General features: G+C 63.9%; 29 protein-coding genes and 5 tRNA genes. 23 read left to right on the top strand and 11 right to left on the bottom strand.

Translation table 11 applies throughout. From position 1 onward, the window contains the following. Window positions 1-82 precede the first annotated feature (82 nt). The 7 genes from LPN03_RS01505 to LPN03_RS01475 form a co-directional block, all read right to left on the bottom strand. The gene (locus LPN03_RS01505; protein WP_262452732.1) at window positions 83-505 is read right to left on the bottom strand and encodes a low molecular weight phosphatase family protein; all 423 of its coding nucleotides are present in this window, start codon (window positions 503-505) and stop codon (window positions 83-85) included. A gap of 17 nt (window positions 506-522) precedes the next feature. Further along, window positions 523-1,044: a universal stress protein gene (locus LPN03_RS01500; protein ID WP_262452731.1), complete on the bottom strand. Its 522-nt coding sequence runs from the start codon at window positions 1,042-1,044 to the stop codon at window positions 523-525. A 13-nt stretch (window positions 1,045-1,057) separates the two neighbouring features. Continuing rightward, window positions 1,058-1,720 (bottom strand): arsenate reductase ArsC, encoded by a 663-nt coding sequence (locus LPN03_RS01495; protein ID WP_262452729.1) that lies wholly within the window; start codon window positions 1,718-1,720, stop codon window positions 1,058-1,060. A 15-nt stretch (window positions 1,721-1,735) separates the two neighbouring features. Further along, window positions 1,736-3,148 (bottom strand): NAD(P)/FAD-dependent oxidoreductase, encoded by a 1,413-nt coding sequence (locus LPN03_RS01490; protein ID WP_262452728.1) that lies wholly within the window; start codon window positions 3,146-3,148, stop codon window positions 1,736-1,738. A 188-nt stretch (window positions 3,149-3,336) separates the two neighbouring features. Then, window positions 3,337-4,311, bottom strand: coding sequence for a thioredoxin-disulfide reductase (gene trxB, locus LPN03_RS01485; protein ID WP_262452726.1), 975 nt, complete (start codon window positions 4,309-4,311; stop codon window positions 3,337-3,339). 23 nt (window positions 4,312-4,334) lie between these two features. Continuing rightward, window positions 4,335-4,757, bottom strand: coding sequence for an arsenate reductase ArsC (locus LPN03_RS01480; protein WP_262452724.1), 423 nt, complete (start codon window positions 4,755-4,757; stop codon window positions 4,335-4,337). Window positions 4,758-4,907: 150 nt separating this feature from the next. Continuing rightward, window positions 4,908-5,582, bottom strand: coding sequence for a helix-turn-helix domain-containing protein (locus LPN03_RS01475; RefSeq protein ID WP_262452723.1), 675 nt, complete (start codon window positions 5,580-5,582; stop codon window positions 4,908-4,910). 45 nt (window positions 5,583-5,627) lie between these two features. Here LPN03_RS01475 and LPN03_RS01470 point away from each other — a divergent pair, with 45 nt between their 5' ends. The 4 genes from LPN03_RS01470 to LPN03_RS01455 all read left to right on the top strand — a co-directional run bounded on the left by LPN03_RS01470 (window position 5,628) and on the right by LPN03_RS01455 (window position 8,251). Next, entirely contained in the window at window positions 5,628-6,368 is a 741-nt protein-coding gene (locus LPN03_RS01470) for an aquaporin (RefSeq protein WP_262452721.1), read from the top strand. 94 nt (window positions 6,369-6,462) lie between these two features. Beyond that, a complete protein-coding gene (locus tag LPN03_RS01465; protein WP_262452719.1) occupies window positions 6,463-6,813 on the top strand; it encodes an ArsR/SmtB family transcription factor in 351 nt (116 codons plus the stop codon). Then, window positions 6,810-7,307 carry an N-acetyltransferase family protein gene (locus tag LPN03_RS01460; protein ID WP_316254917.1) on the top strand — a complete coding sequence of 166 codons (498 nt, stop codon included), beginning with the start codon at window positions 6,810-6,812 and terminating at the stop codon, window positions 7,305-7,307. The genes LPN03_RS01465 and LPN03_RS01460 overlap by 4 nt, the downstream gene beginning before the upstream one ends. Next, a complete protein-coding gene (locus LPN03_RS01455) occupies window positions 7,304-8,251 on the top strand; it encodes a hypothetical protein (protein WP_262452718.1) in 948 nt (315 codons plus the stop codon). The genes LPN03_RS01460 and LPN03_RS01455 overlap by 4 nt, the downstream gene beginning before the upstream one ends. 102 nt (window positions 8,252-8,353) lie before the next feature. On the opposite strand, the gene LPN03_RS01450 is transcribed toward LPN03_RS01455, so the two are convergent. Next, complete coding sequence (locus tag LPN03_RS01450) at window positions 8,354-8,680, bottom strand: SOS response-associated peptidase (protein WP_262452716.1); 327 nt, start codon at window positions 8,678-8,680, stop codon at window positions 8,354-8,356. Window positions 8,681-8,744: 64 nt separating this feature from the next. On the opposite strand from LPN03_RS01450, the gene LPN03_RS01445 reads away from it, so the two are divergent. From LPN03_RS01445 to LPN03_RS01430, 4 genes are read left to right on the top strand one after another with little or no spacing between them, the layout of a single operon-like run. Further along, entirely contained in the window at window positions 8,745-9,068 is a 324-nt protein-coding gene (locus LPN03_RS01445) for a hypothetical protein (protein ID WP_262452715.1), read from the top strand. Next, window positions 9,061-9,432, top strand: coding sequence for a hypothetical protein (locus tag LPN03_RS01440; protein WP_262452714.1), 372 nt, complete (start codon window positions 9,061-9,063; stop codon window positions 9,430-9,432). Before LPN03_RS01445 ends, LPN03_RS01440 begins: the two co-directional genes overlap by 8 nt. Before the next feature lie 10 nt (window positions 9,433-9,442). Then, on the top strand, window positions 9,443-9,634 hold the full coding sequence (locus tag LPN03_RS01435; protein WP_262452712.1) for a hypothetical protein: 192 nt from the start codon (window positions 9,443-9,445) through the stop codon (window positions 9,632-9,634). Window positions 9,635-9,650: 16 nt separating this feature from the next. Further along, window positions 9,651-10,322: a DUF2958 domain-containing protein gene (locus tag LPN03_RS01430; RefSeq protein ID WP_262452710.1), complete on the top strand. Its 672-nt coding sequence runs from the start codon at window positions 9,651-9,653 to the stop codon at window positions 10,320-10,322. A gap of 52 nt (window positions 10,323-10,374) precedes the next feature. Here LPN03_RS01430 and LPN03_RS01425 read toward each other — a convergent pair whose 3' ends face one another. Together LPN03_RS01425 and LPN03_RS01420 are read right to left on the bottom strand one after the other, a co-directional pair. Further along, on the bottom strand, window positions 10,375-10,650 hold the full coding sequence (locus LPN03_RS01425; protein ID WP_262452709.1) for a hypothetical protein: 276 nt from the start codon (window positions 10,648-10,650) through the stop codon (window positions 10,375-10,377). A gap of 35 nt (window positions 10,651-10,685) precedes the next feature. Beyond that, window positions 10,686-11,138 (bottom strand): hypothetical protein, encoded by a 453-nt coding sequence (locus LPN03_RS01420; protein ID WP_262452708.1) that lies wholly within the window; start codon window positions 11,136-11,138, stop codon window positions 10,686-10,688. Window positions 11,139-11,184: 46 nt separating this feature from the next. Between LPN03_RS01420 and LPN03_RS01415 the strand changes: the two genes are divergently transcribed. The 14 genes from LPN03_RS01415 (at window position 11,185) to LPN03_RS01350 (ending at window position 19,174) form a co-directional block, all read left to right on the top strand. Next, window positions 11,185-11,802 (top strand): NUDIX hydrolase, encoded by a 618-nt coding sequence (locus LPN03_RS01415; RefSeq protein ID WP_262452706.1) that lies wholly within the window; start codon window positions 11,185-11,187, stop codon window positions 11,800-11,802. A 57-nt stretch (window positions 11,803-11,859) separates the two neighbouring features. Continuing rightward, window positions 11,860-12,312, top strand: a complete 453-nt coding sequence (locus LPN03_RS01410) for a hypothetical protein (protein ID WP_262452705.1) — start codon at window positions 11,860-11,862, stop codon at window positions 12,310-12,312. Then, window positions 12,309-13,547, top strand: a complete 1,239-nt coding sequence (locus LPN03_RS01405; protein WP_262452704.1) for a hypothetical protein — start codon at window positions 12,309-12,311, stop codon at window positions 13,545-13,547. Before LPN03_RS01410 ends, LPN03_RS01405 begins: the two co-directional genes overlap by 4 nt. Before the next feature lie 16 nt (window positions 13,548-13,563). Continuing rightward, a complete protein-coding gene (locus tag LPN03_RS01400) occupies window positions 13,564-14,346 on the top strand; it encodes a hypothetical protein (RefSeq protein ID WP_262452703.1) in 783 nt (260 codons plus the stop codon). Further along, entirely contained in the window at window positions 14,346-15,422 is a 1,077-nt protein-coding gene (locus LPN03_RS01395) for a hypothetical protein (protein WP_262452702.1), read from the top strand. The genes LPN03_RS01400 and LPN03_RS01395 overlap by 1 nt, the downstream gene beginning before the upstream one ends. Before the next feature lie 58 nt (window positions 15,423-15,480). Then, window positions 15,481-16,263, top strand: a complete 783-nt coding sequence (locus LPN03_RS01390) for a hypothetical protein (protein ID WP_262452701.1) — start codon at window positions 15,481-15,483, stop codon at window positions 16,261-16,263. A 62-nt stretch (window positions 16,264-16,325) separates the two neighbouring features. After that, window positions 16,326-16,616, top strand: a complete 291-nt coding sequence (locus LPN03_RS01385; RefSeq protein ID WP_262452699.1) for a hypothetical protein — start codon at window positions 16,326-16,328, stop codon at window positions 16,614-16,616. Beyond that, window positions 16,616-16,930 carry a hypothetical protein gene (locus LPN03_RS01380; RefSeq protein ID WP_262452698.1) on the top strand — a complete coding sequence of 105 codons (315 nt, stop codon included), beginning with the start codon at window positions 16,616-16,618 and terminating at the stop codon, window positions 16,928-16,930. The genes LPN03_RS01385 and LPN03_RS01380 overlap by 1 nt, the downstream gene beginning before the upstream one ends. A gap of 286 nt (window positions 16,931-17,216) precedes the next feature. Beyond that, window positions 17,217-17,289 (top strand) — tRNA-Pro (locus tag LPN03_RS01375). Window position 17,290: 1 nt separating this feature from the next. Beyond that, window positions 17,291-17,363, top strand: a tRNA-Lys gene (locus LPN03_RS01370). A gap of 40 nt (window positions 17,364-17,403) precedes the next feature. Then, window positions 17,404-17,488: transfer RNA gene (locus LPN03_RS01365), tRNA-Ser, on the top strand. A 33-nt stretch (window positions 17,489-17,521) separates the two neighbouring features. Continuing rightward, a tRNA-Thr gene (locus LPN03_RS01360) sits at window positions 17,522-17,595 on the top strand. Between the two features lie 357 nt (window positions 17,596-17,952). Next, window positions 17,953-18,025 (top strand) — tRNA-Gln (locus LPN03_RS01355). A gap of 180 nt (window positions 18,026-18,205) precedes the next feature. Then, window positions 18,206-19,174, top strand: coding sequence for a hypothetical protein (locus LPN03_RS01350; RefSeq protein ID WP_262452697.1), 969 nt, complete (start codon window positions 18,206-18,208; stop codon window positions 19,172-19,174). A 232-nt stretch (window positions 19,175-19,406) separates the two neighbouring features. Here the strand turns inward: LPN03_RS01350 and LPN03_RS01345 are convergent, their stop codons facing one another. Beyond that, window positions 19,407-19,721 carry a histone-like nucleoid-structuring protein Lsr2 gene (locus tag LPN03_RS01345; RefSeq protein ID WP_262452696.1) on the bottom strand — a complete coding sequence of 105 codons (315 nt, stop codon included), beginning with the start codon at window positions 19,719-19,721 and terminating at the stop codon, window positions 19,407-19,409. A gap of 309 nt (window positions 19,722-20,030) precedes the next feature. On the opposite strand from LPN03_RS01345, the gene LPN03_RS01340 reads away from it, so the two are divergent. Continuing rightward, window positions 20,031-20,864: a thymidylate synthase gene (locus tag LPN03_RS01340; RefSeq protein ID WP_262452695.1), complete on the top strand. Its 834-nt coding sequence runs from the start codon at window positions 20,031-20,033 to the stop codon at window positions 20,862-20,864. Window positions 20,865-20,952 lie beyond the last annotated feature (88 nt).

Genomic DNA, 20,952 nt, shown 5'->3' with positions numbered 1-20,952 from the left:
GGATCCCGGCCCCCAGGCAGGGCCCGGGGGATGAACCGGACCGGCGCTGCCCCGATCTTTTTTTGGGGACCCGCCCCGCCGACTACTCCCCAGTGCCCGCATCCAATTCTTTGGCCAGGAGCAGGACCCTGCTGTTGATGTCGTCCCGGACCAGGCGCATCCGCTCCATGCCTTCGATGCCGCGTGTCGAGGGTTCCTCGGTGTCCCAGTTGCGGATCTCAATCCCCGGTACCGGGTCCACGACGGCCTCCCGGCCCAGGGTGACGATCAGCTCGACGTTGGCGAGCATGTCGGCGGTGAGGGGTTTGGGGTGTTCGCCGGTGATGTTGATGCCCAGCTCGGCCAGGGATTCCACGGACTGGGCATTCAGTGATGATCCCGGGTTGGTTCCGGCGGTGTAGACGGTGATGGCGTCTTGTGCGTGGTGGCGCATGAGTGCGCCGGCCATCTGGGACTTGCCGCCGTTCTTCACGCACACGAACAGGACACCTGGTTTGCTGGTCATCGTCGGGGGTTCTTCTTTCAGCCGTGGGAGTGGAAGTGGTGTTGCACGTCCGGGGAAGGGATGCCCAGGACCGGGACGGTTTGGGTGGTGAGGAGGCGGTGCATGAGGGATCCGGAGACCAGTTCATCGACTTTCGCCAGGAATCCCGGGCGCCGGGCCGCGATGACAATGGTGGCCGCCCCAACGGCTTCAGCCAGACGGCCCAGCGCCAGGGCAGGGTCGCCGCCGATGACCCGCAGAGACCAGGCTGTGCCGTATCCGGTTGCTGCAGCGGTCAGGGAATCTTTGAGATGTGCCGCGTCGATGGCGGTGTCATCGTCCGGGTCCAGGACGGGGTCCAGGGAGATCGGCAGGACCTGGTTGCCCGGCGTCCATTCGATCAGGTAGCTGGCCGGATCCACGTACGCGGCAATCAGCGGCACGGACCAGCTGCCGGCCAGTTCCAGGGCGCTGTCCCACACGGCCGGATCCTGGCCGGGAATGACACCAACAATGACCGGTGAACCACCAAAACGTGCCCTGACTGCTTGCTCGCCCATGACGGACCCTCCCTCAGTGTTTCTTGCTGGCGGTCGTGAGTTCGCCCAGGAGCTCGGTGACCAGCAGGTCGATTTCGTCCCGGATTTCCCGGGCCCCGGCCAGGTCCTTCACGGCAGGATCTCCGATCGTCCAGTCACGGTAGTGCTTGCCGGGGTAAATCGGGCAGGAATCCCCGCATCCCATGGTGATGACGACGTCGGCTGCCCTCACCACGTCATCGGTGAGGGGTTTGGGGAACTCCTGGGACAGGTCGATGCCGGCTTCCGCCAGGGCGGCCACGACGGCCGGTTCCAGCTCGGCGGCGGGTGCGGATCCGGCGGAGCGGACATGCACCGCGCCCTGGGCGTACTTGTTCAGCAGGGCGGCCGCCATCTGGGAGCGTCCGGCGTTGTGCACGCACACGAAGAGGACTTCGGGCACGTCCCGGGCGATGGCGCCCGTGGACTGGGCCAGGGCCTTGAGCCGGTCGGCGGCGAACCGTGCCGTGGTGGAGGCCAGGTGGGTGCGGATCCGGGAGGTCCGGGCCAGGGCCGTGTAGGACTCGAAAACGTAGCGTTCGACCGTCTCGGCGGCGAAGATGCCGGTGAATTTCCGGGTCAGGTCCCCGCTGATGCGCTCCAGGACGGCGGTGTCGTCCCTCAGGCCGGTCAGTACGGTTTCGCGGTGCTCCCTCATGGCGGGCTTCTTCCCTTAGTCGGTGGTGGCGGAGCGGCCGTGGACCAGGCCGGTCGGGAATCCGATCAGCACCGGTTCCGGGGCGGCGCAGCAGGACACGGCCGACCCGTCCCGACCCGTCCCGGTGGGGGTGTCGCAGCTGCCGCCAAGGTCAGTGGAGCAGACCCCGGTTTCAGGCAGCTCGAGCTGGACCTGGTCCGCGGCTTCCTGGTCTCCGGCCAGGGCGGCGACGATGGAGCGGACCTGCTCGTAGCCGGTGGCGAGCAGGAACGTCGGCGCCCGGCCGTAGGACTTCATCCCGGCAATGTAGAAGTCTTTCTCCGGGTGCGCAAGGACCTTCGCGCCGTGGGCGGGGACGGTCCCGCAGGAGTGGAACTCGGGGTCAATCAGCGGCCCCAGCTCCCGGGGTGCCTCCACGGCGGGGTCCAGTTCCAGCCGGATTTCACGCAGGATGTCCAGGTCGGGGCGGAACCCGGTGGCGGGGATCAGCAGGTCCACGTCCAGGGTCACGTCCCCGCCCGGGGTGGTGCCGGTGACGGCCAACCCCTCGCCCGTGGTGGTGAAGGAGGTGGTGGTGAAGGAGGTGTGCAGTTCGATGTGTCCGGCCTCGACCAGTCCGCGCAGGCGGGTGCCGAGTTGACCGCGGGCCGGCAGGCCGTCAAGGTCCCCGCCGCCGTAGAGGCGGGACGCGTCGGATCCGCGGACGGCCCAGCTGACCCGGGTGCCGGGCTCGTTCTTGGCGAGCTGGCCCAGGGCGAGGAGGGTGTTGGCGGCGGAGTGGCCGGCGCCAATGACCAGCACGTGCCTGCCGGTAAAGCGGGCACGGCCGGCCCCGGTGACATCGGGCAGGGGCCCGGTGATGAGGCCCGCGGCGATGGCTTCGGCCTCGCCCGGTGCAAGGAGCCCGGCCTGGCCGAGGGGGTTGGGCTGGGCCCAGGTGCCGGAGGCGTCGATCACGGCGCGCACCTGGTGGTCGGCCACCGTCCCGTCCGCGGTTGCCACACGGACCAGGAACGGGCGTCCGTCGCGGCCGCGGGAGTGGGTTTTGTCCATCCCGGCCCGGCTGACCGCCGTCACCGTGGAGGACAGGTGCAGGGCCGCTTGGATGGCAGGGACGGCGGCCAACGGTTCAAGGTACTGTTCGGCGAGTTCGGCGCCGTAGGGCAGGGAGGTGAAGCGGGGCTCGGTCCAGCCAGTGGGTTCCAACAGGCGGCGGGAGGCCGGGTCAATGTTGTGCCGCCACGGGGAGAACAGCCGGATGTGGCCCCATGCCCGGATGGCCGCACCGACGTGGTCGCCGGATTCGAAGACCAGGGGTGTGAGGCCGCGTTCGATCAGGTTCGCCGCCGTAGCCAGGCCGATCGGGCCGGCGCCGATGATGGCAACCGGCAGCTCGTTTCCGTGGTCCGTCATGGTCGTGTCCGTCATGTCCGTCGTTCTCCTTGAATTCTTCACAACTGGTTGCGTGGGGGTTTTGGGGTGCCCTGCCGGGTGCTGCCATGGCAGGGCACGGGGGTGGTGCCTGCCAGTTAGCAGCAGCCGGTGTCGTTGGTGCAGCAGCCTGTCTCGGTGCAGCGGTTCCCGTCCATTGCTTTCACCTCCCTCCCTGTGGGCTCCTAGGCGTGGGTGGTTTCTTCCACCAGGGCGGTGGCGATGCTATCGGCGTCCTGGAGGGCGGCGAGGTAGCGTTCGGCGTCCAGGGCCGCGGCGCAGCCGGTCCCTGCGGCCGTGATGGCCTGGCGGTAGCGGTGGTCCACGGCGTCCCCGCAGGCAAAGACGCCGGAAAGGTTCGTCACCGTGGTCGGGGCATCGACCCGGATGTAGCCTTCATCGTCGAGTTCGACCTGCCCGGCAACCAGCCCGGTGCGCGGCACGTGGCCGATGGCGACGAAGAGACCGGTGGCCGCCAATTCCCGGGCGGCCCCGGTGGCGGTGTCCTCCACGGTCACGCCGGTGACCTTGGCATCCCCGTGGATGGCGGTGATCGCCGTGTTGTACACAATGCGGATCTTGGGGTTGTCCTTGGCGCGCTGGGCCATGATCTTCGAGGCCCGCAGTTCCCCGCGGCGCACGACCACGGTGACGGATTTGGCGAAGCGGGTCAGGAAGGTGGCTTCCTCCATGGCGGAATCCCCGCCGCCGACCACGATGATGTCCTGGTCGCGGAAGAAGAACCCGTCGCACGTCGCACACCAGGAGAGGCCGTGCCCTGAGAATTTCTTCTCCTCCTCCAGCCCCAGCTCCTTGTAGGCGGAGCCCGTGGCGAGGATGACTGCCGGGGCCTGGAACCGTTCCCCGGCCGCGGTCACCACGGACTTGAGGTGTCCGGTCAGGGCGGTGGAGGTGACGTCGTCGAAGATGATCCGGGCTCCGAATCGTTCGGCCTGTTCCTGCAGGCCGTCCATGAGCTCCGGTCCCTGGATCCCAGCGGGGAAGCCGGGGAAGTTCTCCACCTCGGTGGTGTTCATCAGGGCACCGCCGGCCGTGACGGCTCCGGCGACAACTAGCGGGGCGAGTCCGGCCCGGGCGGCGTAGATGGCAGCCGTGTAGCCGGCGGGGCCGGAGCCGATGATGATGAGCTGTTCAGACATGGTGGTTGTCCTTCCCGGGCGGGTTAGTTGGCGGCCGGGACCAGCTCGGCGATCAGGGCCTGGATGCGGCCCTTGATCTCGTCACGGATGGGGCGGACGGCTTCCACGCCCTGCCCGGCCGGGTCTTCCAGTTCCCAGTCCTCGTACCGCTTGCCCGGGAAGATCGGGCAGGTGTCCCCGCAGCCCATGGTGATCACGACGTCGGACTCCTTCACGGCCTCGACGGTAAGGACCTTGGGGATCTCGGTCGACATGTCGATGCCCTCCTCAGCCATCGCGGCCACCGCGGCCGGATTGACCGATCCCGCAGGCTCGGAGCCGGCGGACCGGACCTCGATCGCCCCGTTGGAGAGTGTGGTCAGGTAGGCGGCAGCCATTTGGGAGCGGCCGGCGTTGTGCACGCAGACAAACAGGACGGAGGGCTTCTTGAGGGTTTCGGTGCTCACGGGTTCTCCTGGAATTAGTTGGGTGGGTTGGATCGGTCTGGTCGGGGTCATCGCGCCCGCACCCTCGCCCACTTTCATGACATTGATGATTGTCGATGTAAGAAGTATTGACGATCATATTGATGGTTGTCAATATGTTGGCGGGGTGGTTTAGGCGGCGTAGAGGCGGGGGGCGAGGTCGTTGATGCGGTGGGAAATGTTGGCGAAGGCGTCGTCGAAGGCCTCGGCGGTGTTCAGGCGCAGGGGGTCCGGTATGGACCAGTGGATGCCGTTCAGTCCGGGGAGTTCCTCGTGGGCGTTGTCGCACACTGTCACCAGAAGGTCCTCGTCCCGTACCACCTGCTCCAATGGGCGGGGTGTTGAATCCGCCAGCTCAAGCCCGTGGCGGGCGGCGGTTTCGATGGCGCCCTGCGCTATCCGAGGCGCGGGGTGGGTCCCGGCCGAGGAGGCCGGGATGTCGCTGGCCTGTCGCCACAGGGCTGCGGCCAGTTGGGAACGGGCGCTGTTGCGGGTGCAGACAAACACGATGCGGTGTGCCCCGTGCGCCCGTCCGGGCACCAGCCCCTCCAAGGCGCCGGGGGCGAGTTGGATGTAGCTGCGGCGCCTGTCGGCTTCCGAGCGGTGGCGCATGGCCAGCTCGGCCTCTTCGAGGGTGCGCAGGTGGTGGGAGAGCAGGTTGGAGGGCATGCCGAGTTCGGACTGCAGCTCCGTGGGGGACAGGTCTCCCAGGGTGAGCAGGTCCACGATGCGCAGCCGTGCGGGATCGGCGAGGGCGGCATGCTTGGCGACCCGCACCCGAAGGACATCTGTTTCCTCAATATTCATTGCTTCAATTTTGACTGAGTTAATTTCTTGCGTCAAGCTGGTTCCATGACTTCACCCCATCCGCCGTTGTGGCGCCGCGCCATCGCAGAGCTGCTCGGCACCTGCCTGCTTGTTTCCATCGTTGTCGGCTCCGGGATCGCCGCGCAGCAGCTCTCACCCCGTGATGTTGGGCTGCAACTGCTGGAGAACAGCACCGCCACGGTGCTGGGCCTGGCCGTGCTGATCCTCGTCCTCGGACCGGTGAGCGGCGCGCACTTCAACCCCGTCGTCTCGGCCGCGGGCTGGTTCCTGGGCCGGCGCCACCGCTCGGGGCTGGGCCTGGCGGAGCTGGGCGTCTATGTAACCGCGCAGGCCGCGGGCGGTATCGCCGGCAGTGTCCTCGCCAACGCCATGTTCGGGATCGGCACGGCCATCTCGGGCAAGGACCGCGCCAGCGGCGGGCACCTACTCGCCGAGGTCGTCGCCACCGCCGGGCTCATCGTGCTGATCTTTGCCCTGGCCGCCACGAACCGGGACGCCCTCGCCGCACCCGCCGTGGCCGCGTACATCGGCGCCGCATACTGGTTCACGTCCTCAACCTCGTTTGCCAACCCCGCCGTGACGGCCGGCCGGATCTTCAGCGACACCTTCGCCGGCATCGCCCCATCCTCCGCCCCGCCCTTCATCCTCGCCCAGGTAGCCGGCGCGGCCGTCGGGTTGGGAATTCTCGCACTACTCTTTCCCACGGCACCCCCCGGCGCGGGCGACACCGTTCTCCCACGTTCCCTGGAAACCACAGCCTCCTAGACGTCCCGCCCGTCCCGCAGATTTCTGCACGCCCCAAAGCGAACAAACCATCCTCCTATATTGAAGGCGGTCAATATTCAGGCATAATGGGTCCATGAACGCGCTACCCACCCTCGTGCCGGAAACGGGCGATGCCTGCCCCTCCCGGGAAGCACCCCCAGCCCTGGGCGCCGAGGCGGCACGGCAGAAGGCGGTGGTTTTCAAGGCCCTGGCCGATCCGAACCGGCTTCGCCTGCTTTCCATCGTCAAGGCCGAGGCCTCCGGCGAGTCCTGCGTCTGCGACCTCACCGAACCGCTGGACCTAGGACAGCCCACCGTCTCCCACCACCTGAAGATCCTCGTTGACGCCGGCCTCCTCTCGAGGGAAAAGCGCGGCACCTGGGCGTACTACTCGCTGGTGCCCGGCGCGTTGGATGCCGTCTCGGAAAGCATCCTGGCCCTGTGAGCCCCGGTGTCCGGGACATGATGCCCGCTGACTGGGGCGTCGTGGAGGCGATCCATGTCGCCGGGATCGCCGGAGGCAATGCCACCTTCATCGCCGCACCTCCCACCGCCCAGGAGTTCTTCACCTCCAAGATCCCAGGGTTGAGCCTTGTCGCCACCGACGACGAGGGCCTGGTTCGGGGCTGGATCGCAGCAACACCCGCCTCCACCCGGGACGAGTACAGGGGAGTCATTGAACACTCCGTCTACGTCGACCCGGCCACCGCCGGACGGGGACTCGGCCTGGTACTGCTCCAGGGACTGGCCGGACGGGCGCGGGACCTCGGCTATTGGACCATCCAGTCCTCAATCTTCCCCGAAAACCTTCCCAGCCTGGCCCTGCACGAAAAGGCCGGCTTCCGGCGGATCGGGCACCGCGAACGCGTTGGCCGCATGAGCTACGGCCCCCACGCCGGATCCTGGCGGAACACCATCCTGGTGGAACGGCGCTTATGACTTTTGAATCAGGGCCCAACGCACCCTTACCACCGGACCCGGTCGGGCCAGTGCTCTTCGCGCTTTCCGAAGACGCTGAACATATCTCACCCAGCGGCAACCCTGGCAAGGTCCTGACCGTAGTCAGGCAGCTCGCGCCCGGCGAGTTGGAGAATCTTCAACAAGCCATTCAAACTGTCACCAACGTCATCCAAGGGTTCATTGTCTACATGACCCAAGCCCTGGATGACCTTGCCGAAAGCCTGCAGCGGATATATGCGGAGGCGTCTGGAATGTCGCGGGATCCGAACAGCCGCCGGATCGAACTGGAATACCGGATGCTCAACGTTTGCGCGGCAATCAAAATGTTCGAGGAGCACATCTACTCAGAGATAGACCGCAAGTATGGTGTCGACTCCACCCAAAGGACGGAGGCCCGACAAATATTCAACAAAACGTACGACGAGTCCGGGGCCTACCGGATCCTGTACTATCTTCGAAACGCCATCACCCACGGTTCCAGGAGCCTCCTCACCTTCATTTTCAACGCCACCACCGGCCCCAATGGATCACCAAACTATGACGTGCGAGTAAACCTGTTAAGGGACAAATTCGCGGCCTCAAATGCCAAGGCAGCCATTCGGCAAGAAATCCAAGAACTACCCGAAGACCCAAACACCCTGGCCATGTGTTTTGAAGTCCTCCCGGTCATGACAGCCCTAAATCAGCAACTCATGCCCTTACTCGAACCTGCATTGATGGATCGCATCATTACCCTTGCACATTTGATCAACGAAACTTCGAGAGCGGGCGGATATCCGGTTCTCGGCGTGCCTCCGCTCCTACCAGCGCCCTCCGAGCGAGGAAGCACCGTCGATGTCCCGCTGTCAGTGGTTCCGCTCCCCGAACCCGTCAGAGACTTTGTTGCAACCGTCGTCAACGCCAATAACGCCAATCATCAATAAATGCTGAATCAACTCAAGGGCTCTTGGATCCTTAAGGCGGCTCCCTCGCAGCCGCGTCTTCAAGGGCCTGAACTGGTCCGATAAGGAAACTTCACTAGCGAGCTACAGATAAGCTGGGACCAGCCCGCGACGTCTCGCTGCGGCCGACCTGAAAGAAGGCTTTTCGGTGACCGTCTCACTGCGGGCGTTGATCAGCCTGGCTGCACCCTTGGTATCCTTCGCCCATACGGGAACCAGACCCCACCGGGCCGTCTCGACCATGCGCTGAGTCTCAGCCGCGTCCGGAAGCAACCGCTCGGTGACGATATTGATTCGCTGGGTGGGTGCCACGTTCCACGACGGCATCACCTCGGGGCCCTTGGCTCCGGCCGCGTGAAAGATCGACACCAGATCTGCGCTGGCCCTGGGCATTACGAATCGTCCGCACATGCTGGGAGTCTAGCGCCGACCACATGGATTCTCGATAGCCAACTGCGCCGCACACATGCTTTCCATGACCAATACCGCAACACTGGAAAAGCCGCTCTCACCCTTGGCCATCCAGCTCAACGAAGCCCTCAAGGCCCAAGACCCGGCAAGTCCTCTCAACCGGCAGACCATCTGTGACCGCTGCCCAGGAGCTGCCCAGGCGATCTTCACGTACGAACGCGGTGACATCTACCTGTGCGGGCACCACATGCGAGCGAACCTAGCCACCGTCTTGGACGGCCCTGTGACGTCCTACTGGATCGAACCCTCAGAGCTGGGGCACATCCGCGGGGTGGGCGTCCCGGAGCAGGATTTCACCAGGGCTGGGGACGGGCTCACCGATGCGTAGGGCGAACCCCCGGTACCGGGTCCATGACGCCATCTGGGCGGCCACCGAACAGGGCTCTCGGGGTATCAGCTGGGAGGACGCCCAGGAGGCTGGCGACGCGCTTTGGAAGGGTGGATACCGCCATCATGAAATCCTCAGTCCCAGCCGCCTGTACCCTCTCGCGGGCCGCCTCAACGAATTGGGCCCCGGTTCGGTGGTGATGGTGGGTGGCCAGGTTTTCCTGCGCGGGGAGAATTGCGGGTTCACCGTCTGGCACGCTGCGGGTGAGGACCGCCCCAGGGACACCGAATGGCTTATCCACCTGTTCCCGGACTCTCCGGTCACCATCCTTCACGACTCCGCGTGGGATGAGGAGGCGTCCTGATGGGGAGCGGGTGTTCGGCTACATCGTTGTCGAATTCAACCAGGCTTCAGGTCAACCAGGGCTGACCGAATTCGGTGAACTCCATGGAACCGTCGAGGACGCGCGGGAGGAATATGACCGCCTCCTCGACGAAAACCGGAGGGCCGGTCGCCGGGAACGGTATGCCATCGGTACGGTCACCGTTGACGACGATGGCTGGTAGCCGCACACCGGAGGGTATGAGCAACTTTAATGAAGGCAACGTCCGGCGCCACGGTGATGGCAAGTTCCGGGAATTTCACCACGGTGAATCAAACATCAGCCTGTCATTGCACGGCACAGGCGACGGAACATTCATGGACGTCGACACGGCTGAGGCAGTGAACACTCCCGGAGCGCGAGTTGTCTGGACGCATCCGTCGACGGGCGACCATGCCTTGGGCACTTCCAAAGGGTTGGAGGATAACGGGGTTCTCACCGCCGTCAGGCTGGATTCAGGCGCTGTCCGCAGCGTATTCGCAGACGAACTGGAACCCGAGGAGTCTGCCCTCGCCGCGGCGGCGAAGCCGGCGGAAACCCAGCGGAGAATCCGCGGCCACAACTTTTATGCACCAAAATCGGACCGGAAGAAGATCCCCGCCCTCGGAGAGACGGATGGGGCCCCTTTCCCCGAGAAAGTCGTTCACCTGCACTACTTCACGGGTGCCGCGGACTGGTACGTGACCGAACTGGATCCCATCACCAACGAGGCCTTCGGATACTCTGACCCGACCGGGCGAGGAGGGGAATGGGGGTACATTCCATTGGCCGAGCTGGAGGCCGTCAATCTGGGTGGATACCGGGTCGTGGAGCGGGACTGCTACTTCACGCCAAACACCTTCTCCAGCATCACTGCCGAACGCAGGCACTGACCATAACAAAGCGCCCCGCATTCAATAGGTGACGGGGCGTGTTGTTATGGGGCTAATCCTGGGCCCGTGAGACCCGGCCAGCTTCATATTCAGCCCGCTGGTCCTCGCCCATGTACTGGTCGATGTCGCCGGCCCAGCCGCGCATCTCCAGGATGACTTTCCCGTCTGCTGTGACCCCGACAGGTTTTGTGGAAATCCCTTCCAGGGAAGTCAGGTTGCCGACCATGAGGCGATCCACCATATTGTTATGTTCTTCTTGGCCATCGGCGATCAGGCCATCAAGGGTGATGGCGGTGCGCCCGGAGATAAAGCCGGTGTCTGAGTCCATCCGCGCGCCAAGCTCAAAGGGAGTTAGCGGCCGACTCAGAATGGCTTCCGGGTGTCGCGGAGGGTCGGGGATGGATGCTGGGTCATCAAAATAGCGGGGGTTTTCCTCAAGTGCTTCCTGGAGCGCATGGCGACCCGGACAGTGAACGGGTCCTCATGGGCCGGCAGGAGGCCACGCGAGACCCCTTCATGGAACAGGTTGTCCAAGGACTCATAGTCGCCCATTTCATGCAGTGCCCCTCGTTGTTCGACGGTGAGCTCAGCCAGCAGGCGAGAAGCATCGAACTCGGTGCGGCCTACCTCGATCGCGTTGTCCCGGCCATCCCATCGCTCGAAAATGACGGTGGCCGTGATCGGCTTGGGGTGCGACGTTGCGGCGGCGAGAGCAACACCGACGGCTTCCCCGTGCGGCTTCGTTTCAAACCTTCCGTCGTTCGTGCGAGCGTTTTCTCGATTGGCGGCTGCGGCCGCCGAAACTGGTGTGCTCATGTACATCCAGTGTGCGGCGGGCGACCATTCCTTCCAGGATCTACGCATGTTTTTGATTGACCACCCCGAATCAGGAGATGCCTTGGCTATTGCCCCCGTCGTAACACCCGCGACCATTGAACGAGTCGGGACGCACGTTGCGTATGAGAACCCGTTTATTCGGGTTGACCTTGACGATGTCGTCTTTCCCAACGGCGCGCGGGGCAGCTACTCGCGGGTCACCCTGGGTACGGGGCTGGGGGTCGTCGCCGTGCCGTACGCCAATTTCCGGGGCATCCCTTATCTTGGATTTGTCGAGCAGCACCGGTACCCGATAGACGAGGTCACTCTCGAATTCCCGCGCGGCGGCTCCGATGATCTGTCCTTGTCCGAAGCTGCCCGTGAACTTGTGGAAGAAACCGGTCTCACCTACCAATCCGGGCACCTCTTGGGCTTCATCCGCCCGGACACGGGAATCCTGACCACGAAGGTGGCCGTCTGGCAGACCAGCCACTTGCTGCAATCCATCGAGTCGCGCCATGTCGAGGATGAAACAGGATGCCGGCTGCGCTGGTACAGCCATGGCGAGGTGCTGGGACTTATCAGGAACGGCAGGATTTCGTGCGGGATCACCTTGGCTGCCTTCGCGTTGCTCGCCCCGACCAACGCGTTAGCCGCAGCCTAACCCCGCCCTGGGGCAAGCCCGACAGGCGCCGGGACAGGCGCCGCACACATGGTCAATATGACTAGCGCAACGCTCACCCGACGAACCACGGCCTCCGTCGATTTCAAATCATCTGCGGCACATGCCCAGGAGCAGTTCTTCATCCTGGCCACCAACCCTCTGCTGCCAACCGATGTCCGCGTCCAGGCGGCCCGCGACGCCGTCTCGAAATCCGAGGATGCTTTCGACGAAGCCGAGATGGACGAAGCCGATATTCGCCTGCTCCTCGCCGATGACCAGCTCGTGCTCCAGGCCGCCACCGATCTCCAGGGTGTCGAGCCTGAATCTCACCAATTCTTTGGGGCTTTCCTGGTCGGCCAGCTGGCCGAAAACTTCCATGCCGCCGAAGCACTGGCCTGGTCGGAAATCTACCACCGCGAGCGAGTCGCGTACGCCACCAGTGATGCCTGGGACGCTTACGAGATCGACGATCCGAAGCACCCCGACTACCTTGAACGGCTGGGCCTGTGAACATCAGCCCGACACGGTCCAAGGACGTGGTGGCGAACGCTGCCAATGGCGGACGCTTTGCCGCCCCGGTTCACGCCGAACCTCTTGTCACACTGGCGAAGCCAGGCGGTCTCCCAAATGGCTATGCCGACGTGAAGGAGTTCTTCCGTGGCGAGCTCGGACACCACTTGTCTGCGGTCGTCGGCATGGCCCGCTTGGCAGCGCATAAGGGCCGGCATCGTCCGGACCTGGAATCCATGATGGCCGAGCGCATCGGACGCGCAGCAGCGTCGATTGCCACCCAAATGAATGGCGACCGGGCGCCATGGATCGTGCGCGTCCTCAAGCTTCGATTGGACCCCGTCATGAAGAGCATCCGGGATTCCTCAAAGGGGGATGAATGCGCTGAACAGGCGTCCATTTTCGCCCAGGAACTGGACGCCATGGCCGAGATATTCCACCGAGAATCGGCTCATGCCAGCCCCTTGCCCGTCAATGGACTTCCCGTCCTTGGAACCCCGGGGAACGGCTATGAGGACCGGATCGACGAGGACGGAAACCTGGTGGCACAGGTCCGGCTGGACCACGGAAAGCCCAGCGACGCACCGGACGGAACCCCAGCCGTCATTACCTACCGTCCCGGATTCACCTCCGAGAAGTTCTACACCGACGGACGCCTCCATGACGGGTCAGGCGGCACGCCTTCACAGCGAATCATTCACACCTCCGGAACCGTTAGTGTCATCCGCGGCCTCATCCGGCCGCACAGCGGGCATGTTATCGAGCAGGACTCACCCGACGGGCAGCCGGCGATGACCACGACGTTTGCGAGGTACGAAACCACGCCGTGGCATACCGTCAGGGAAAGCGACGTCGACGTCCAATGGAAGGTCAGCGGGCGCCTGCGGGATCCGCGGCCAGGGAAACCAGCATGTGTGATCACGAGCAAGGACGGCTCAGTGAAAGTCCTGCACGCCCCATTCGGGTCACTGCAGGACCTGACGGACGGCACGCCCGCAGAGCAGCACTACGGGCCCGCTGGACAGCTGACCTTCCAGGCTCGCTATTTCAACGCGGTTCTGTGGGACGCTGACGACGGACGCCCCGCATATCTCCACTGGGACACGGACGGAAATCTTCTGGAGGAGTTGCACTTTCTCCACGGCCAGCGGCGTGAAGGTCCGAGCTCCACCGCCACCCGTCAGCAGGAAGCCTACTGGGCGCCGTCTGAGCCGCTTGGCCGATACGAGCCGTAGCCGCACACGAAAGGGTATGAGCACACCGACACTTTCAGCACCCGCCCTGCAGGCACGCGAAGCCGCCCGCACCAGCGACGGCCAATTCGGCACCCAACACCATTCCGAAGCGCACGGGATTTCACTCTCCCCGGCGTCGCCCGGCGTCGTCGTGGCCGACGCCGGGCATGTCTTGTCCCCGGACGGCCAGGAGCGCGCACGCCAGCTGGCCATGAAGTTCAACGGCGGAAGCCTCGCTGGACGCATCGACGCCGTGAAGGAGGAAGGCTCCGCCCTGACCGGGAAATTCACCTCGGCCGACGGCCAGCAACTTGACTTCATGTACCGAGACTGGTCCCTGGACGTCTGGGGAGCGGAATCCTTCGACCTGGACAGCAACCACCGCGAAGCATCGACAACGAGCTCCCAAAAATTCGAGGACGGCATCCCGGATCTACAGCTTCAAACCCAGTTTGAGGAATCCCTGTCCGGCTCCAGGGCCGCCCAGGCCTGGGCCAACCACTCGATCCTCCGCAGTACGGCCACCACCAAATTCGGGCTCCCGGAGGTCATCGAATCCGAGGGCGTGCAGGTGGCCCGTTGCGATCTGGTGACCTCCTACGGCGAATACACGGTGGACGTACCGCGCGGGGGACAGATGATCGTGCGGGACAACGTCTCCCTGAACGAACTGAGTCCGCGAGTCAGTGAGTCTGTAATTCTGGATGCCGTCGAAGCGGGCGGGGGCCGGCCGGACAAGTGGATTCTTTGGGACGCCATTGCGGCAGCGGCCAGCGCACGAATCGGGGAGCGGTGGTGATGCGGGCTTTCGTGTCGGTTGCTGCCGCCAATGCCCGGGAAGCTGCACGCCACACCAGTGGAAAGTTCGGTGAGCAGGTCCATGCCGCACCTTCGATTGAGCTGCACCGCTACGCAGCAGATTTGCGCGTGGACGCTGACTTCGTCGCCAACTGCCTTGCCGACGGTCCGGGCCACCAAACAGCCGACCCCCTGATCCTGGAGGCTATCGCCAGCCGGCTGAATGCGTCACGGAACTTCTCCGACGCAAACATCCGGGAGGTCACCGACGAGGTGTGGCGTGAATCCTACGGGTACACCCCGGAAGAATCAGCTGATTACCAACTGGCGTTGGACACGCTGAACTCGCTGGGGGAGACATCGGCCGCCAAGAGCGTGCAAAGCTATGTTGCGGGGTTGGAAAGTCACGCCGGCCTGGGTGATTTCCCGGACGTGGAGGCCCTTCGACAGGTAGCCACCCAGCTTGAGGAACTCGAGACGTGCGGAGCGTCGCCGGAAGACATCCATGATCTCCGCCAGCAGCTGTCCCCCCTTCTGTCCCGCTCCGGCGCGTCAAGCACGCGGCCTGGCCTCAGCAAACCGGAAAGGGTTGACCCCGACGGGCGTACTCTCCCCGTCCCCGTCGACGACCCGCGCGTTCAGGGCGGACAGGTGTTCGACAAGATTGTGGACCGTGATGGCACCGAGTTCTTTCGCCGCCGCGAGCACGTCTGGCCGGATGAACCATACGCCATGCGCCTGCAGGCCAATCGTCCACTCTCGGCGCAGGAGTCCGAGCATCTGGCCCAGCTCATGGGGTACGCCTACGCTGCCGAAGTTCGCGGGGAACGGATGGGCACCCCACAGATGGACACGCCCTACTCGTTCATCGTCCCTGCGGACACCACCAAGTCTCGCTCAGACGACGTTGGGGCGGCGCTGTCACGCTTTGAGACCGGCCTGCCGCAACTGTTCAAGGCCGGATCCCCGCAACGGACCACCAATCGGTCTGGCCCCGTCGGAAGCCGGCTGGTGGAACCGTTTGGAGACCTCACCTTCGAGCTTTTTTACGACTCCGTCTCGGACGAATCATGGTGAACCGACCCGGCGGCCGCACACGGACAGGCACAGGCACCCATCCCGACAAAGGAGCATCATGAACACTGCAATCCAGGCTCGCGTTACCCGCGGGGTCCCTACCGGAGGCCAATTCGCGTCGGCCATCAAATCCCCGCCAACTGTCTCCCTCGGGGGACCCGTCGTCGAGGGAGTCCGCTTTGACACCGCAGCGGACGCGGAACGCTTCGATGCAGCTCGCAAGCTTGCCGAAGCCGCTGCCCCCGGAGGATCCTTTCACCCCGCCTTCACACGCTTCCGCGCCGATGATCAGACCGACATCGGATTCCTGGAAGTTGACGGACGGACATTCACCGTCAACGGCACCGGAACCGACCAGCCTCACGTTAGCTACGAGTCCGATTCGGCACTGCAAGGGTTCCGCATTGAGGCCGTGGCCCTGCCCGGTGAATCACAACAGTCCGTGGTGGGGCGTGCCATTGCCGGCGCCCGCCATGACGCCGCCTGCCTCCAGGCGTGGACTGGCGACGAATCGCATTGGATGGCCGGCGACGAAGCCCATGTAACCGGATTTGTCACCGGACGCCGTGGTGACGGCCGCCGCAGTGAGCTGAGCCTGGTTTGGGACGGCCGTCATTTCGACATCATCCTGGACGAACCGGGCGGGACACAGGTCGAGGAGGTGACGGCCGACGAGCTGCACCGATACAAAGGGACCGACGCAGACCGCTGGCTGGACATGCTGGCCAACGACTTCGACGAGGACGGCGGCCATGCCTGGGGGACAGGCGCGGACAACTGGCGTGCCCAAATGACGGATGCCGCAGACTGCGCAGAGCAGGATCCCGGGTACCGGGGCTAAAGGTTGGCCCAGCCGCACACATGAGGGGCAGCCCAAACTGCCCCTCATGGAAGGAAACATCGATGCGCGATTCCCACGGCGAACCCGCCGGTTACATCTTCAACGCCGAGCTGTACTGTCCGGCCCACATCGCCGACGCGCTTCCGACCGGCGACGGTGATGCCTACGACGGCTGGGCCGTTGCTGCCGGCATCGAGATCACCGCCGAAGAGAACCTGGACGAAATCGCCATCGCGTTCGGCATTGATCGAGACGATGAAGCAACGTTCGACTCCTCAGAGTTCCCCAAGGTCATCCGGCATGGCCAGCTTGGCGGAGAATGCGGCGCCTGTGGTGCGCCGGTGGGTGAGTAATGGCAGTTCTAAGCCCGGTGACGGTTGCCCTGGCACGAGCAGCCCAGGAAGTGCCCATGGCGTGGCTGACACAATCCAGATTTCCCGGCAGGAAGCCAGTTGTCAGCGCATTCCGGACGGCCATCGAGCTGCTGCCGGCGCCCGCCAGCACAGAGCATTTCGCCCTGCGGCAATTGCGCCACGACCTCCAGGACATTGTGGACGGCCCAGACCCTCGCGGCGGAACATTCAAGGCCCAGGCCATCCACGTGGCCGGAAAGCTCCACGACCAGGCGATTCGTAGCATGCTGCAGGACCATACCCGGGTCGACTAGAACACCTGTTCTTCTCTCACGTACACTTTAGGGTGACGCACCACCAACAGAGAGGACGGCCATGACTCAGCACACCGCATCGCAGCAACCGTCCTCAACCCTGCCCAAAAACCCGACACCCCCGGGGCACCGAAGCGCCTGACAGGTTCTAGAGCCGTCCAAGCCGCTTCGGGTAAGTCCACCCAAGGCGGCTTTTTTGTGCCCAGCGACTCGCTTGTTTCGACTTTCGGGCACGTCCGCACACATGGTTTTTGCACCACCGGTCAGCGCGGAACAGCTGAAACAACGGGATGTAGCCCAGTGGCTAGGGCACCTGCTTTGGGAGCAGGAGATCGCAGGTTCGAGTCCTGTCATCCCGACGCCTTTATAGCTCAGTTGGTAGAGCTCCGAACTTTTAATTCGGATGTCGCAGGTTCGAGCCCTGCTGGGGGCACGCCGTTCCGCGGTGGGAGGTACGGGTCTCACCGCAACCAGGAAGCGTGGCTGAGAGGCCTAAGGCGCCGGCCTTGAAAGCCGGAGGCGGGCAACCGTCCAGGGGTTCGAATCCCTTCGCTTCCGCGCAGTAACGTCGTCGGCCCTGGCCGGTGACTAGCCTCCTTAGCTCAGTTGGCCAGAGCATCCGCCTTGTAAGCGGAGGGTCGCCAGTTCGAATCTGGCAGGGGGCTCGGTTCGTCTGGGGTCGTTCCCTACGTCAGAGCCCCGGGTCACTCCCGGGGTGGCGTCAAGGACGGGCATGGTCCGATTAGCGAAACGGGTATCGCACCGCCATGGGGCGGGAGTTCGTCCTGGGAAACCGGGCAGGAGCAATCCTGGGTTCGAGTCCACGGTCGGATACGGGCGGTGAAGGCAACTTCGCTGCTCTGGAGAAACGCCGGTGGCGTTTGTCCAGTGAACGATGATGTACAGGCAGGATGTAGCGAAAGGAATGCTGGCAGCTGTCGTTCAAACAGGGGAGTGACGCCCTGGCCGCAAGGCAGAAAGGTCACCCAAGTGCCTTGCCGATCTCACCGGCAGGCCCATGATCCGCGGTGGTGTAATTGGCAGCACCCCAGCCTTTGGAGCTGTGGGGTCCAGGTTCGAACCCTGGCGGCGGAACGACAACAAGAGAATGCAGCACCGGGCCCGGAAGACAGTTAGAAGCTGCACGGGACGGAGAACCATCTGGAAGCCCAAAGGGCCTTCAGCAGAACCGAATATTGTCCACACCATGCGTGCACCTGCCTGTGGTGAGGCAGCCAGCCACGCCCAAAAGCATCTGGCCGCACACATCAAAGCATGAGCACACACCAGGTACGCGAGAAGGACATCCAGGGCACATCCGTCAACGGCGGACGCTTTGCAGCCTCCCGCCACGCCGAATCTTCGATCACGTTGGGCGGGCCAGCCCGGCCTGCCTCCGCACACATGGGTGGCATGGAAAAACTCACTGCCTCGACACCCGTGGACATCGACACTGAACTCGCTGAACTGTATTACCGGCAAGCCAAGCATGCGAGCCGGATCGGCAGCCTGCGCGCCTCAATGGACCGGGACGCCGTATGGGGTCGCGGACGATCAGCGGGCCTGGCTGAGGCACTGGCCAACGAGGAAGCCACCCTTCGCGCGGTCGAGGAAGAGATAGCCCCGTTCGATGCCGAATTCCGCCGGCGCGGGGGCTGGAGTCGGTTCTTCATGGTGATGGCCAACGACGGGCATCTCCACAAAAGCCGCAGCTGTCATTCCTGCACCCCTAAGACCGTGTATGCCTGGATGCCTGAATTCAGCGGGGAGGATGAAGCCGGCGTTGTGGAAATGGCTGGCAAGGACGCCTGCACCTTCTGTTTCCCCACCGCACCAGTCCACCAGCCGTCAATGCTGCCGTTCCGGGTCGCCGAACGGGAAGAAGCCCAACAGCGCGCTGCGGAGAGGGAAGCAAAGCGCGCTGCCGCCCTGGCAGGCCAAGTCGTCGTGGGGGACAAGGTCTTCAAGACCGTCCGCGGCGCCGAGAATGAAGTCGGCTGGCAGATCGAGTGCGCTGTCGGTTCAAGCCTGGTCGAACCTGTCAACGAAGACCACCGCGCCCAATTGGCCCGCAATGTTGCCCAAGATGTAGCAAAGGCGCGCTCCATTGCCGAGTCCATCGCCCAGACCGTCCCCGGCTACGATATTGACGGGCTGCTGGCTAAGAAGTTGGCCGCCAAGGTCAAGATGTACCGAAAGTACGGACGCGACGTCCCCGCAGACTACTCACTCGAAGGGCTCTAAGGGCCCTGGGAAACGTCGAAATGTCACCAGGTCCGCACACATGGCAGGCACTGGAACATCGTGCACCCGCCCGGCGTGCGACACGGGATGGAAAGTTGGTGGTTCCAGGGCAATCACGCCGATCCGGCCGGTAACGGCTGAGGCGCTCAAGCCTGGCAGGCTTCCCGCGCATCACATTGCGGATCCGAGCAGGCCGCACTGCCGGTTTCCCCTCCCTGGCAGTGCGGCCTTCCTATGCCTGGGCAGCCAGGTACTGATCCAGGACGCTCTTCTTGATGCGCCCGCGATCCGGCACGGGGACGTTGTTTTCCGCTGCCCAGGCCCTGACGGCCTTTAGGTCAGGGCCTGCCTTGCGGGCCGGACGCCTGCCGCTGCCGACCAGACGGCCAGCACCGACGTACTTTTTCATGATGGCGGTGAACTCCGCCGCATTCGTTTCATTTAGGTCGATAACGTAGTCAGCGCCCCCGAAGCCAAAGGTGAACGATTCGACGGCTTCTCCACCATCAATATCGTCCTCGAGTACGACGGTCACTTTCTGGGCCATTTGCTTCCTTAATCTCGGCGTGTCGGGAAAGACACTACTGGACGATGCGGCTGTCGCCGGGGAGGCTGCGGGGCGGGTGACGAAGATCATGTGCCTGGAGCGCCACCGCTAAAATTTGCGGCCAAATGGCTACATTTGGTTCATCGTGGATCATCCCCTGGGGTGCACATATGCAGACCACTGCCAGCATCTAATGCCGCAGCGGAAAATGGGGCGTGTTCCCATCACGGTGGCGTGAGATAGAGGCCACTATCCAGGCGACTTCCCGTTCGCCTGAGGCCGTCACCTCCGCAACTGCATAGGGGAAGCATGACCGGAATTGAAACACGCTATGAAAACCTGCTCCGCGACGTGCTGGAAAACGGCACTCGACGTGAGGACCGCACCGGCACCGGAACGATCGGCGTTTTCGGCCACCAAATACGCTTTGACCTCGCCAAAGGATTTCCCCTGATCACCACCAAAAAGGTGTTTACCCGAGGGATTTTGGAAGAGCTGCTCTGGTTCCTCAATGGCGACACTCGGGTCAAGACCCTCCAGGATAAGGATGTCCATATCTGGGATTCCTGGGTGCTCGAAGACGGCACAATTGGCCCCGGCTACTCCCACCAATGGCGCCACTGGGATGTAGCCGCGGAGGACGGCGGAGGACACATCGACCAGATCGCCGACCTTGTCGAAAACATCAAGAAAGACCCCTTCAGCCGCCGCCACATCGTAAACGCCTGGAATGTCGCCAAGCTGCCCATGATGGCCTTGCCTCCGTGCCACACCATGTTCCAGTTCCACGTCTCACCGGACGCGGCTGGAAAGCCGTGGAAGCTCAACTGCCAGCTCTACCAGCGCTCCGGTGACCTCTTCCTCGGGGTCCCCTTCAATATCGCCTCGTATGCGTTCCTGATCCATATGGTGGCCCAGCAGACCGGCTTGGAGCCGGGCGAGTTCATCCATACGTTCGGAGACGCACACATTTACAACGACCACAAAGACCAGGTGCGTGAGCAGCTCTCCCGCGAACCACGCCCCTACCCAACCCTGGTTATCGGGCGGAAGCCGGAATCGATCTTCGACTACCAAGTCAGTGACTTCGAGATCACCGGCTACGACCCGCATCCCGCAATCAAGGCACCCGTCGCCGTCTGACGGCCGTCACCCGCGCCCCGGGCCGACGGCGCCAACGGACATTGCCCCCCTGAATTGGATCATCACTGATCCGTTTGCTAAGCTTTTG

It is taken from the genome of Arthrobacter sp. A2-55 (genome assembly GCF_025548615.1).
GTDB classification, from domain to species: domain Bacteria; phylum Actinomycetota; class Actinomycetes; order Actinomycetales; family Micrococcaceae; genus Specibacter; species Specibacter silviterrae.
Note: the sequence above shows the minus strand (reverse complement) of the source record. Positions and strands in the feature narration are given on the sequence as shown.

Coding starts and splice junctions, on each gene's coding strand:
- LPN03_RS01505 (WP_262452732.1), bottom strand. CDS start 505: ATGACCAGCAAACCAGGTGTCCTGTTCGTGTGCGTGAAGAACGGCGGC.
- LPN03_RS01500 (WP_262452731.1), bottom strand. CDS start 1,044: ATGGGCGAGCAAGCAGTCAGGGCACGTTTTGGTGGTTCACCGGTCATT.
- LPN03_RS01495 (WP_262452729.1), bottom strand. CDS start 1,720: ATGAGGGAGCACCGCGAAACCGTACTGACCGGCCTGAGGGACGACACC.
- LPN03_RS01490 (WP_262452728.1), bottom strand. CDS start 3,148: ATGACGGACACGACCATGACGGACCACGGAAACGAGCTGCCGGTTGCC.
- trxB (WP_262452726.1), bottom strand. CDS start 4,311: ATGTCTGAACAGCTCATCATCATCGGCTCCGGCCCCGCCGGCTACACG.
- LPN03_RS01475 (WP_262452723.1), bottom strand. CDS start 5,582: ATGAATATTGAGGAAACAGATGTCCTTCGGGTGCGGGTCGCCAAGCAT.
- LPN03_RS01470 (WP_262452721.1), top strand. CDS start 5,628: ATGACTTCACCCCATCCGCCGTTGTGGCGCCGCGCCATCGCAGAGCTG.
- LPN03_RS01465 (WP_262452719.1), top strand. CDS start 6,463: ATGAACGCGCTACCCACCCTCGTGCCGGAAACGGGCGATGCCTGCCCC.
- LPN03_RS01455 (WP_262452718.1), top strand. CDS start 7,304: ATGACTTTTGAATCAGGGCCCAACGCACCCTTACCACCGGACCCGGTC.
- LPN03_RS01450 (WP_262452716.1), bottom strand. CDS start 8,680: ATGTGCGGACGATTCGTAATGCCCAGGGCCAGCGCAGATCTGGTGTCG.
- LPN03_RS01445 (WP_262452715.1), top strand. CDS start 8,745: ATGACCAATACCGCAACACTGGAAAAGCCGCTCTCACCCTTGGCCATC.
- LPN03_RS01440 (WP_262452714.1), top strand. CDS start 9,061: ATGCGTAGGGCGAACCCCCGGTACCGGGTCCATGACGCCATCTGGGCG.
- LPN03_RS01430 (WP_262452710.1), top strand. CDS start 9,651: ATGAGCAACTTTAATGAAGGCAACGTCCGGCGCCACGGTGATGGCAAG.
- LPN03_RS01425 (WP_262452709.1), bottom strand. CDS start 10,650: ATGGACTCAGACACCGGCTTTATCTCCGGGCGCACCGCCATCACCCTT.
- LPN03_RS01420 (WP_262452708.1), bottom strand. CDS start 11,138: ATGAGCACACCAGTTTCGGCGGCCGCAGCCGCCAATCGAGAAAACGCT.
- LPN03_RS01415 (WP_262452706.1), top strand. CDS start 11,185: ATGTTTTTGATTGACCACCCCGAATCAGGAGATGCCTTGGCTATTGCC.
- LPN03_RS01410 (WP_262452705.1), top strand. CDS start 11,860: ATGACTAGCGCAACGCTCACCCGACGAACCACGGCCTCCGTCGATTTC.
- LPN03_RS01400 (WP_262452703.1), top strand. CDS start 13,564: ATGAGCACACCGACACTTTCAGCACCCGCCCTGCAGGCACGCGAAGCC.
- LPN03_RS01395 (WP_262452702.1), top strand. CDS start 14,346: ATGCGGGCTTTCGTGTCGGTTGCTGCCGCCAATGCCCGGGAAGCTGCA.
- LPN03_RS01390 (WP_262452701.1), top strand. CDS start 15,481: ATGAACACTGCAATCCAGGCTCGCGTTACCCGCGGGGTCCCTACCGGA.
- LPN03_RS01385 (WP_262452699.1), top strand. CDS start 16,326: ATGCGCGATTCCCACGGCGAACCCGCCGGTTACATCTTCAACGCCGAG.
- LPN03_RS01380 (WP_262452698.1), top strand. CDS start 16,616: ATGGCAGTTCTAAGCCCGGTGACGGTTGCCCTGGCACGAGCAGCCCAG.
- LPN03_RS01350 (WP_262452697.1), top strand. CDS start 18,206: ATGAGCACACACCAGGTACGCGAGAAGGACATCCAGGGCACATCCGTC.
- LPN03_RS01345 (WP_262452696.1), bottom strand. CDS start 19,721: ATGGCCCAGAAAGTGACCGTCGTACTCGAGGACGATATTGATGGTGGA.
- LPN03_RS01340 (WP_262452695.1), top strand. CDS start 20,031: ATGACCGGAATTGAAACACGCTATGAAAACCTGCTCCGCGACGTGCTG.